The organism is Nocardia sp. NPDC005998 (assembly GCF_040614395.1).
In the GTDB taxonomy this organism is placed as follows: Bacteria; Actinomycetota; Actinomycetes; order Mycobacteriales; family Mycobacteriaceae; genus Nocardia.
Map to the genome: position 1 here is coordinate 60,234 of NZ_JBEXUI010000018.1, position 12,716 is coordinate 72,949.

Sequence of the window (12,716 nt, forward strand, 5' to 3'; positions counted from 1 at the left end):
TCAGCGGGCGAAGATCTGGGTGCGGCGGGTCGGGGTGGCGCAGACGTCGTGGATCAGGCGGCCGAGGTCTAGTTCGGGTGGGAGCGATCGGTACAGCAGCTGGCAGACCATAGTGCCGGAGACCGTGACGGTGAAGCGGGTTTGCCGGTTCTCGAGGGGCTCCCATTCGGTGGCGACGAGTGGGCCGTCGAGATTGATCGTGTCCGCACCGACCCGCAGCGCAAGCCCGGATCCGTCGCGATAGAACACCACGGATACGTCACCCAGATCGCCGTACACGCCGACCTGCGGACCGATACCCCCGCCAACAGCCCGCAGCGCACCGGTCTCCGGGTCGAAGTGCGCGGGCACACCGAAACCAGAGAAAGGTTGCACGAAAAGACTGGTTCCGTCACCATTTTGGATGCCACGACGCCGGATTTCGTTGTTGATTGGGCGATTTCGATTTGTCGATGATGGCGGGTTGACGGGCGGGGGCATCATCGGGGGGGTCGAAGACGGATCCGATTGTTGCGTGTTACCGGCGTAGGTCTGTTGCTGCGTGGAACCGGAGTGATCCTGGTGCTGCGTTGAATCGGGGTGCGCCGGTTGCTGTGGCATGTGGGGGTGCGCCGGTTGCTGCGACGAATCAGGCGAGCCGGAACCAGGCGGGTCGGATGGTGCGATCGGCGGGGGCAGGTGTGGGGGCACCGTGGGTTGCGCAGGCGATGACGGTGGCATCGGCGACTGCGGGTGCGCCGGATCGTACGGACCCGACGGGGTCGATGGATCTTGCCACGGGAAAGTCGGTGGGGTCGGGTGCGCAGGCAGGCGCGGCGCGGTCGGCGGGTCCGGGAGCACCGGAGGTGTCGGTGCGACCGGCAGCACCGGGTGCGTTGTCGGAAGCGTCGGCGGCACAGGGGGCGTCGGCGTTGTCGGCGGCACCGGCGAATGCGGAGGCACGGGTGGTTTCGGAAGTTCCGGCACCACCGGAGGTTCCGGCACCGTCGGCAGGTTCGGTGGGAGCGGGGCCGTCGGCGGCAGTTCCGGAGGAACCGGAAGCTTGGGTGGCACCGGCACGTGCGGAGGTACCGGCGGCACGGGAGGCACGGGGGGAACCGGAGGCGTCGGCGGCACCGGAGGCACCGGAGGCACCGGAGGTCTCGGCGGAACCGGAGGCACCGGAGGCACCGGAGGCACCGGAGGCACCGGAGGTCTCGGCGGAACCGGCGGCACCGGAGGCACCGGAGGTCTCGGCGGAACCGGCGGCACCGGAGGCACCGGAGGTCTCGGCGGAACCGGCGGAACCGGGGGTACTGGTGGCTTTGGCGGCACCGGAGGCTTCGGTGGGATCGGAGGCGTAGGCGGTTCCGGAGGCACCGGAGGCACGGGTGGGACCGGAGGCATCGGCGGCACAGGAGATTTCGGCGGCACCGGCGGCTTAGGAGTCGGCGGCACCGGCGGCTTCGGTGGGAGCGGAAGCTTCGGCGGCACCGGATGCTTCGGCGGATGCGGCGTCGTCGGGGGATGCGGCGTTACCGGAGGGTTCGGCGGCGTCGGGGGATGCGGCGGCTCGGGTTCCGGTGGATGCTTCGGTAGCGGCCACGTCGGATCGAAGGGGGATCGGCGTGGCGGATCAGGCAGATCGTATTCGTCGTATTGCCTTGGCGGATGCGGGATATGGGAGCGCAACGGCGAACCCGGCAGCTGCGACTGCGGCCCCGAACCCGCCGTACGCCCCTGCCCACCCGGAGGCTCCTGCCCGCGCGGCGGCTCCAATGCACCGTCCCGACCCGAGCGCCCCCCATTCTCGCCGTCCCCGCCGCCGCGCCCCCTACGCGCACCCCCATCGGACGATTCCCCCTCCCCCCAACGGCCACGCCCCACCGTGCCCTCGGACGTCCCCTCCTCACCCACACGATCACGCCCCGCAGCATCGTCGGACGACTCTCCAGCACCGCCGCGACTACGATGCGCGCCCCCATCAGCCGACTCTCCATCGCCCGTACGATCACGACCGGCCCTGCTCTCCAACGGATCCTGACCGTGTTCGGGCGCGGGGCCGGACTCCAACGGGCTAGCTGTATCCCCTATGGCCGGCTGCTCATCGCTTGCCGGATCACGGCCCGGCGGGGGCTGCGAGGAATCCTCAGCGCGTTCGGGCGCACCGTTTATCGCCGACCGATCATCAGCATCACCCGGCTCGACGGACTGCGTACCTTCGCCGACCGAAGACGCATCCCCTGCAGACGGCAGCTGATCGGTCGCTGGATCATGATCCGGCAGGGGCTCCAACGGATCCTGACCACGTTCAGGCGCACGGTCTGTCGCCGACCGATCATCAGCATCACCCGGCTCGACGGGCTCCGTACCTTCGCCGAGCGAAGACGCATCCCCTGCGGACGGCAGCTGATCGGGTGACGGATCACGATCCGTCGTGGGCTCAGACGGATCGGGGCCTGGGTCTGTGGTTGATCCGTTCTCGGGGGCGGCGGGTTCGCGTGGTGGGAGGGGTTGGGTGGTGGACGGATCCTCGGTGCGGTTGGGGGCCGAATGTTGTTCGACTGGAGTCGATTCGGAGGTCGTGTGGGGATGAGGTTGTTGCGGAAGTTGGTTGGTTGCGGTGTTCGGCAGCTCGGATGAATGGGGGTGTGGGGGGAGGTGGGGCTGGTGGTCTACGCGGGGTGGGGCGTAGGGGATCTTGGTGCGCCAGTCGGTGCGGGGTGGGCGGTTGGCGTTCCAGTCGAAGCCGATACGGATGGCGTGCTGGTTGGCGTCGTGCCAGGCGGCGATCGGGTTGCGGTGCAGGTAGTTCGATTCGGCGAGGGCGTCCTGTAGGAGCAGGATGTCTTGTGGGAGTGGGTTTCCCGCGATGAGACGGTTCCAGGCCTCGGCGACATCGGCGACGGCGTCGAGCGGGCGGCGGCGCAGGATGCCGTCCTCGGGGTCGTGCACCAGATGCGGGTCACGCATGAGGTGGTTCTTGATCTGCTCGATGTCGGCGCGGGTGAAGGCCGGGGTCGAGTCGTCGAGCCGGTCCGCCACCAAGCGGGTCAATTCGGCACGGTCGGTGTCGATACCGTCGAGCCGAGCGCGGACGTCGTCGACCAATCGCCTGGTGTCGCCGGGCTGTTCGTCGCGCAACTGTCCGGCGAGCGCGTCGACGATCGGATCGAGATCACCGGAGCTGTCGAGCCTGCGAGCGATCTGATCGACGATCTCCGCGGCACGCACGGCGCGCGCCGCGCCTTCCGCATCCGGATGCGTCGCGAGGTGACCGGCGATGGTGTCGATATCGCTGTCATCGGCGCGGAACCGTCGGTATTCGGTATCGGCCCAGTCCTGCACTCGCGCCCACGCCGCCTCCTGATCGCGCTGGCGCTGCTTGAACTCCTCCGACAGCTCACCGCGATCGGGCACCCGATCCTGCACATCCCATTCGCGCGCCATCGGCTGCACATCGGCGGCGCGCGGCCGGAAGTAGGGGTGTCCCTTGAATCCCGGGCTGATTCGACCCGGATGGTCCTTATCGCTGAACCAGGTGAAGCCGGTGAGCTTCGCCGATTCGAGGACGATGCGCATGGTGTTGTAGAACACGCCCGCCATCGGCGGCTCGAAGGTGGGCACACCCGGATCGAGCGGATCCATACCGGGTATCCGCGGCAGCAGTTCCTCATCGATCGCACCGGGCGGCGGATCCAGGAATGGGTCGACGATGGACGACTGGAACGGATCGACTGCCCAGCCGCTCACGCCCTCGGGCAGCACCCGTGGCTCGAAAGTCTTTGGCACGCGGGGGCCTTGCCGGTTCGTCGTCCACTCCGGACGGGTCGGGTTGACCGGATGCCAGTTGCCCTCGCCGTCCTGCCATCGGGTCAGATGCATGCCGGGCGAACCTTCGCGCCAGCCCGCGGTGAGGTATTCGCGGCGCGGCGGCGCGAGATCGCGCAGCCGTACCGGCTCCTCGCGCTCGGCGACGATCTCGTGGTACTCGATGGTGGTCTCGGGGCGGGTCATCGCCTGTGCCACTGCGGAATTGCGTCGAATCGCATCGGCGAGCGCCGCATCGTGCTCCGCGCGCGGATGTTCCAGTGTGCCGCGTGGTGCCACCACGATGATCCGCGGTTGCTCGCCCTCGACCAGGCCCACCCGATCGGTGATCTGCCGGGCACCCGCCGCGTCGAAGGCGTCGCGGCACGCGCCGACCAGCTCGGCCATCCGGTCCTGGATGCGCGCGATCCTATTGTCCGCCTGGTTGACTCGATCGGCGGCCTCGCGCAGCAGGCGCAGCTGTCTTGCGTTCTCCTCGGTCGGCTCGAGCCGGTTCGCGGCATCGCGCAAGGTTGCGTCGATCTCGCCGGGGCCCAACGCGTAGCGACTGCTTGCAGGTCGCTCGTAATGGTCGGCAGCTCGGTTCACGCCGAGCCGGTCGGCCAAGTCGTCACGCATGCCGCGCCATGGCTTGGCGGCGAGCACCTCGGCAGCGCGTTCAGCGCCCAATCGGTCGAGTTCGGCCCGGACATCCACCGAAAGGGGCTGGTGTGAACCGACATTCGCGCCTTCCAGGGCGGCGATGCGCCGATCCAGGTCGGCGAGCGCGGAATCGGCCTCGTTGAACCGTTCGGCGGCATCCTGCAGCTTGAACATGGCGTTCGCACGCTGGGTGCGTTCGACCGAACCCACCAATTCCGGTTCCGACCTGCTGGTTTCATCACCGGTACCGGCAATGTCCCTGGTGCCGACGATATCGCCGCTCAGCCGCCGCATGGTCGGCTCCAGGTTGTCCTGGTTCAGCGCGCGATCGGGATCGCGCAGATCGAAGCGCTCGGCCCGGTCATTGCGCTTGGCCCGCCAGAATTCGCGCTCGGCCGCGAGCGCCGCGCGTTCGCGCACCAACTCGGCGTGCACACCCTCCGGTGTGCCGGACAGTTCGATCGCGGCAATGGCCTCGTCGAGGCGCGTGACCTCGGCATCGACACGGTTGAATTCGTTGGCCGCACGCTCGAGTGCATCGATGCGCGCGTGCCGCGCCGCCTGCTCCTGGACCAGCATGGTCTTATTGCGCAACTCTTCGAGCGTCTGCTCGAGCGGCTGACCGGGCCGCAGCCCCCGCTCGACATCGACGGGCAGCCCCTCGGCCCGGATGCGGCGCAGATCGCGCAATTCCTCGCGCTCGGCCACGGCCACGGCGCGTTCGGCGCGCAGCTGCTCGAGTTCGGCTCGGGCCTCGGGGGTGAGACCGTCCGCATGCCCAGTGCCGGGTGCGGATTCCGGTCCGTCCGCATCGGTGTGCGGCGTTTCGGATGGATCCGACTGCGCCACACTGTGTTCCGCGGGTGAACCGGCCGCCGTCGCTTCTGGTGCGACGCCGCCCGAGCCGGGAGTCTCCGGCCGCGCAGACTCCGAGCCGGACGACTCCGGCCGGACGGACCCTGAGCCAGGCGAGTCCGGCCTGACAGCCCCCGAGCCAGGCGAATCTCGCCTCACGGCGCCCGTCTCCGGCGACTCCGGCCTTACAGACCCCGCCCCCGGCGACTCGGGCCGCGCGGTGCCCTCCGGCCGTACGGACCTCGAGCCAGGCGAGTCCGACCCGACGGACCCCGACCCAGGCGAATCCGGCCTCGCGGCCCCCGTCTCCGGCGACTCCGGCCTTACAGACCCCGCCCCCGGCGACTCGGGCCGCGCGGTGCTCGATGCCTCCGGCCGAGCGGACCCTGAGCCCGGCGTTTCTGGCGGAGTGGACGGATGGACCGGTGCGGCGCCTTCCTCAGGCGGGCGGATCGGAGTGACGGTGATGACGCCCGATTCGTCCACCACAACGTGGCGATAGTCGACATGAACGCCCTGATCGGCCAATTGACGGCGCACTTCGGCGGGCATGACCTGCTCCGGCGCCGACGATGGGGACGCGACGAGTACCCGCCGCCCGCCGGGCGCGATCCCGATGCCCTCGGCGACCATGTGGACCCGGTCGCCGGTCAACACATCCCGGGACGCGAGAACCGCCGCGCTCTGTCGGGCCACGGTCTCGTCGGTGGCCGCCTCGATATAGCGGCGCAGTTCGTCCTGGTACGCGCTGGCGGCATCCCTGATCGCAGCGGCATCCCGTTCGGCCGCACGGAGATCGTCGAAGTGCTGCACCATTTCGGCGCTCGGGATGTTTTCCCGGTCTCGCAGCGCCTCGACGCGGGCCTCCGCCGTGGCGACCAAGTCGTCGACGGCACGCTGTATTTCAAACGGGCTCAACCCATCTGGATCAAGCCCGAGCTGCCGGGCGCCCTCCGGAATACCGGGTTCCATGGCCTGACGGGCGGCCGTGGTCTCCACGATCCGAGCGACCAAGCCGGGCAGCGCATCACGCAATTCCTGCGTGACAGGCTCGTGTATCCACGACGGCCCGTCCTGCGGCCACCCATGTGAGTCCGGCTGATCGGGCTCCGGTTGCGCCGGAGTCGGGGGCTCCTGCGGCGGATGCTGCGATCCCCCATCACCCGCCTCGGAAGTCTGCGGCCGGTGCTCCGCTTCGGGTGCATCGAGCGGCCACACTCGCACATCCCGAGGCTCGCCGCGCCGATTGTCAGTACCGGCGCGCATCGGATCACCCTGCGCCGCTTCGGAATCCGAGATCGGCTCAGCAGTCGGCCGCGCCTCGCCCTGCCACACCGGCGGTTCCGACTCGCGCAGCGCTTGGAGAGCTTCCTGATGACGACGCTCGTTCTCCCGCAAGGCCTCCTCATGCCAAGCCTCGATCCGCTGCTCCAACGCATCGAACCCGGCCTCGGCACGCCGCCGGGTCTCGTCGATGCGACGTACCGGATCGCTGGGCTCGCTCGCACGCCGTGCATGCTCCTCGCCGCCCGCGTCGGACCGGCCTTCAGCGCTCGGCGGTCCCTGCTCACTCAGCGACTGGAGAGCCTCCTGGTAGCGACGCTCGTTCTCCTGCAACGCCTGCTCATGCCAAGCCTCGATCCGATCCTCCAACGCATCGAAACCAGCCTCGGCGCGCCGCCACGCCTCTTCGATACGTCGTAGCGCATCGCCGGGCTCCCCCGCATGCGGTGGCTGCCCCTCGCCGTCCGAGTCGGAACGCACCCCACTCTCAGTACCCGGCGTTCCACGCTCACTCAGCGACTGCAGAGCCTCCTCGTAGCGACGCTCATTTTCCCGCAACGCCTCCGCATGCCAGGCATCGATCCGCTGCTCCAACGCATCGAACCCGGCCTCGGCGCGCTGCCAGGTCTCCTCGATACGTCGCAGCGCATCGCCGGGCTCACCCGCATGCGGTGGCTGCCGCTCGCCGTCCGCGTCGGAACGCACCCCGCCCTCAGCGCCTCCCGGCTCTTGCCCACTCAGCGACTGGAGAGCCTGCTGGAAGCGGCGCTCGTTCTCCCGCAACGCCTCCTCGTGCCAAGCATCGATCCGACGCTGCAGCTCATCGAACCCGGCCTCGGCCCGCTGTCGCGCCTGCTCGATGCGCTGTAGCGGGTCGCCCGGCCCATCGGCATGCGGCGGCGAATCCGCTGCGGACGCGCTGTCCTCGGTGGCGTGCCACACGGGCGGTTCCGATTCTTGCAATGATTGGAGGGCTTGCTCATGGCGGCGCTCGTTGTCCCGCAACGCCTCCTCGTGCCACTCGTCGATCCGACGCTGCAATTCATCGAACCCGTCCTCGGCACGCTGCCGGGCCTCCTCGATGCGTTGCACCGGATCGCCTGCTTCGTCGGCACGGGGTGTCGATGCGTTCGCCGCGTCGTCCGCTGCGCTATGCGGTACCGACGGATCCGACGCGCCGTCCGCTGCGGAATGCGCCATGTCATCGGCGACCGCACGGCTCAACTCTTCGTTCAGGCGGTTCAGTTTCGCATCGGCTTCATCGAATCGTGCTGCCGCCGAAGGCTGTTCACCGGTCGGATCCGAACTGGAGTCCGTCTCGTCGCGTGCGGCCCGCGCTTCTTCGCGGGCGACGAAGGCTTTTGCCCATTCGTCAGCAATGCGTTCGATTTCGGTCTGCCGCGCCGCAGCATCGCGAATCTGGTCCGGCGCAACACCTTCTGGCTGGGGCTCCCCCTCGGAGGACTCGTTGCGGGACGATTCGGACTGTTCGTCCGGGCGGGTATCCGCCCCCGGATCGGTGTCCGAACCGGTGGCTTCGGGGCGACGCGCGCCGCCACCGGAACCCGGGGTGTCCGGCTTCGGCGCAACAGTGCCCAACGGCGGTTCATCCGGCGGCAGTTCCGGCCCGCGCGCGGCGGGCGGCGACCAGGCCGGGTCCGGAGCCAGGGTGTCCACCGCATAGGGGATTTCGGCGCGCCAGTCGGTGAGCGGCGGACGGTTCGCATCCCAGTGGAAGCCGAGGCCGATGGCGTGGGTATTGGCGGCCCGCCAGGTGGCGCCGGGATTGGCGCGCAGGAAGTTCGATTCGGCGCGGGCGTCCTGGAGCAGGACGAGATCGGCGGGCAGCGGTTCGCCTGCCATCAGGCGGTGCCATGCTTCGGCGACGTCGGCGAGGCGATCCATCGGGCGACGGACATAGGCGCCATTGGGATCGGTGTAGTCGCGTACCAGATGTTCGTCGACCATCAGATGGTTCTTGATCTGCGCGATTTCGGCGCGGCTGAAATCCGGTACGTCGTGGTGCATGTGCTGGGCCAGGATCGCGGCAATGGCATCCGGATCGGCACCGGCACTCAGCAGTTCGCGAATGTCGGCGATGGTGTCGCGCACCGCGACCAGGTCGTCGGTAGCGAAGCGATCCGCGACATCGGCTGCGACGCGGTCGATGTCGTTATCGATCCGCCGCAGCTGCGCATCGACGTCGCGCGTCGGATCGATGCCCCGATCGGCGGTGAGCCGGTCCTGTACAGCGCCGACCACATCGCGCGCTGCGGCCTGCTGCTGGGCCCGCCGATGGGCATCCAGCCCGTCGCCGATCCGGTCGATATCGCTGTCATCGGCGAGGAACCGGTCGTACTCGGCGTCGGCCCAGTCCTGCACCCGACGCCAGTTGGCCGCGTCACGATCCCATTCCCGTTGCAGCCCTTCGGAAATCTCCACCCGATCGGCCGGATTGCCGTGCTCGGCCGGATCCCACGGCCGGTGCATCGGCTGAACATTGCGCTCCGGCCCCGCGAACCAGTCATAGTTGCGGAAGACGGTGCCGAATGGCGGAATCTTCTGCAGCCAAGGACGGGCCTGCACCCATTCACCGATCTCCGGATGACGCTGGATCCAGGCCTTCACCGCGGGGTGCTGCGGGGTCTGCGCGGCCATCAGGATCAACCGGGTGATGTTGTAAGCGTCGTTGCCCCAATGCTGTTCGAAGATGGCCGTTCCCGGCGGCACCCCGGAGGTGTCGTAGCGCGACGGCGCCTGCGGCATGTGCACGGGCAGCGTGCTCTCCGGGACCTCGCCCGGCGGGACGTCATCGGTGGGCAAGGTGATGTCGTTGACGACATCCTCCATCGCCCAACCGCTCACCCCGTCCGGCGGATCCTTCGGGGTGAACTTCTTGGGCACCGTGCCGCCGTCGCGATTGCCCACCCAATCCGGTCGGGTCGGATCGACGTGGTGCACAACACCTTCGGTGTCGACCCAGGACGTCATGTCCATGCGCCTACCGTTGTGCCAGCCGGTGCTCAGGCGGCGGATCTCCGGCGGCGCCAGCTGCACCGTTCTGGTATTGCCCGCGCGATCTGCCAGCACCTGACGGTATTCGACGCGGGTCTCGGGGCGCACCATCGCCTGCGCGACGGCGGGGTCACGGTGCAGCGCATCGGCCAGCGCGTGGTCATGATCCGCCCGCGGCGACGCGGAGTCGCTGCGCGGACCGAATACGATGATGCGCGGCCGCTCCCCCTCCACGATGCCGACCCGGTCGGTCACCATGCGCCCGCCCTCGACCTCGACCTGCTGACGCCATACGCCTGCGGCCCGTGCCATTTCGTCCTGCAGGCGGCCGATGCGATTGTGCGCCTGGTGCACATCGTCGGCGGCGTCGGCCAGTGCATCGATCTCGCGCATTCGGGCGCGGTATTCGTCCTCGTACAAGGTGGTTTCCGCGGCCCGATCGCGCAGTTCGGCGATGGTGCCGGGCAGCCGATCCGGTTGCAGCGCCGCCTCATCCGGATGTCCCGATTCGTCGACGACGCCGAGGCGGACGGCGAGATCATCGCGCATGCTGCGGCGGGGTTTGATCTGGCGCAGTTCCTCGGCGCGTTCGCGCGCCATCCGGTCGATGTCGGCGGCGCCCTCCTCCGAAGGTGGCCGGTGCCGCGCGACGCCCTGGTCCTCGAGTTCGGACAGCCGCTGGTCGATCCCGCGGATCTGGTCGTCGAGGGATTCGAAATCCTCGGTCGCCGCGATCAGTTTGCGCAGCGCCTCCTCGCGACGACCCTGCTCATCGCCTTCGACCGGACTGCGTACCTGACGGTTCGCCTCCTCGAGTCCGCCCTCCACCTCGACGACATCGGTGCGCGCGCGGGTGTGCAGCGCCTGGATCGCCTCGTCGCGCGAATCCGGATCCCGCCGCACCCATTCGGTCGAATCATCCAGCCCCATATTGGCGGCGCGCTCATTCGCCTTGGCCCGCACGAACTCTCGCTCGCGAACCAGATCCTGCCGCTCCTGCAGCAGCCGGTCGTATTCGTCGACCAACCCGACCCGCGCCGCGAGCTCACCCACCTCGGCATCTACCCGCACGAACTCCGGTGCGAGCCGCGCGAGTTCACCGATGACGGCTCGATCGGCATCCGAAATCAAACGCCTACCCGCGAATTCGGCAATGGTCGCCCGAATCCGCCGCGGCGTCCACGCATCCGGATCCTCCTGCGGCGGCAGCCGATCCGCCAACTCCCGCACCCGAGCCGCAAGCGCGTCCCGCCGCGCAACCGCATCAGCATGCGCCCGCACAGCCTCATCATGCGCATCCCCGACCGTCCGCCCCTCGGCCCCCGAGTCACCCCCGGCCGGAACCCCCTCGCGACCTTCAGCCGGAACCCCCTCGCGCCCAGCCGCTTTCGACTCACGCAAGCCAGCTTCCTTTGGCTCGCTCGGCCCGGCCGCCTGGCGCTCACTCGGCCCGGCCGCTTGTGGCTCGTTCCGACCGGACGCCTCTGGCGCATTTCGACCGGCAGCCCGTGGCTCGTCTCGGGTGGACGCGACCGGTTTATCCGGCGCGGATGCGTCCGGCTCGCTGCGTTTCGCCGCCTCCGGCTCGTTGCGACCGGCTGCCTTTGGCTCATCCCGACCGGTTCCATCGGTCTCGCCCTGTCCAGCAGCCTCGGGCACACCGTGCTCGACTTCCGGCTCGGCCGGGTCCAGCTCATTTCGACCGGCGGCATCTGGCTGATTCCGGCTGGACGCCGAGGGTTCGTTCTCGTCAGATGCTGCCGTGGGCGCGCTCCGCCTGGGCGCTTCGGGGCCGCTCTCCTCAGCCGCTCCCGGCTCGCTCTGCTCGCCTGTTTGCAGCTCGCGTGCTTCCCGCTCGTTCTGTCCGACAGCCTCCGGCTCGACTGGACCGGATGCCAGGGGTTCATCCGGCTCGGATGCGTCCGGTTCGTTTCGATCGGACGGCGAGGGTTCGTCCGGGTTGGATGATGGTGGGGCTGGGGGTTCGGCGGGGGGCTTCTTGGAGCCGCCACCAGCCTCCGCCACTGGGTCGTTATCAGGGTGTGGTGTCGCCGGTTCCGGACGGTCGCCGGGTACCGGGGTAGCCGGGACGGAGTGTGGGTCGGGGGAAGGCGGCTGTTGTGCCACTGGCCCGTCGTCGGTGCGCGCGGTCGTGGTCTCTGGTTGGTCGACGGAACCGGGGTGTTCCGGAGTGGACTGTGCGGTTCGCGACGGTTGCGAATTGTGTTGGGGCGGTGCGATATCAGAGCCGACAGGCCACAGTTCGACGGGGACCGGGAGGGCTCGGTTGACGAACTTGACCGAACTCGACGCGCCTGCCCGGGCTTCCTCGACCAGGAGGCGGTGCAGGACCTGGGCGGGTTCGGATGCGTTGTCGCCGTATCGCTCGACCTCGCGGAAGGCGTCGGCGAGGGCTTCGCCGGGGTCCAGGTTGTCGCCGTCGAAGCTGTAGCGGGTGAGCTGGTCGACCCAGGCGCGGAAATCGGCCTCGGTGGGGTTGGCGCGGGTGGCGAGGTAGTGGTCGCGCAGCGCGTCCAGCGCCCGCTGCTGTGCGCGGCCCTGTCCGGCGTAGTCCAGTACATGGCCGAGTTCGTGCACCATGACGCCGTATACGGGACGGTCCGCGCCGATGATCCGCATCCCATCGCGGCTGGTCTTCGACGCCAGCGTGTCCGGATCGCGGCCCCATGCCTGCCCGCGCGCCGATTCCTCCAGGATGATGATCGACGGGGTCACCTGACGGAGGCGTTCGGACAGTGGCGCATCCGGGCCGACGCGGGGGCTCGTGCTCGTGTACGCGACACCCCCCTCAGGGTGGCCCGCGCTTCGGGGTTCGATACGAATGCCCGCGAGCTTCATCTGCGGATGCTTGGTCAGCATTTCGTCCACGGCGCGCGCGATTTCGCGAACCACCTCCGGATCGATGCCCTTGCGGCGGAAGCCCTCCACCTCGATCGAATGCCGCCGCGCGAGGACCTTGGCCACCTTTCGCGGGCTGCGCTTGGACCATTCGTCGACGATGGGACGCGATTCCTGCTGCAGCGGTGGATGTTCCGGCATTTGGTGGGCCGAGTTATCCACTCCCCCATCCACATTCGGATCGCGTGCCG

Annotated in this window: 1 protein-coding gene (only partly in view); it reads right to left on the bottom strand. The window is 69.0% G+C overall.

The genetic code is table 11. The features are described 5' to 3' along the window. Positions 1-12,716, bottom strand: partial view of a hypothetical protein gene (locus ABZ293_RS23455; protein WP_355183792.1) — the final stretch only. It continues 15,589 nt past the right edge of the window; 12,716 of the gene's 28,305 nt are visible here — the last part of the coding sequence; its start codon lies off the right edge, out of view; its stop codon occupies positions 1-3.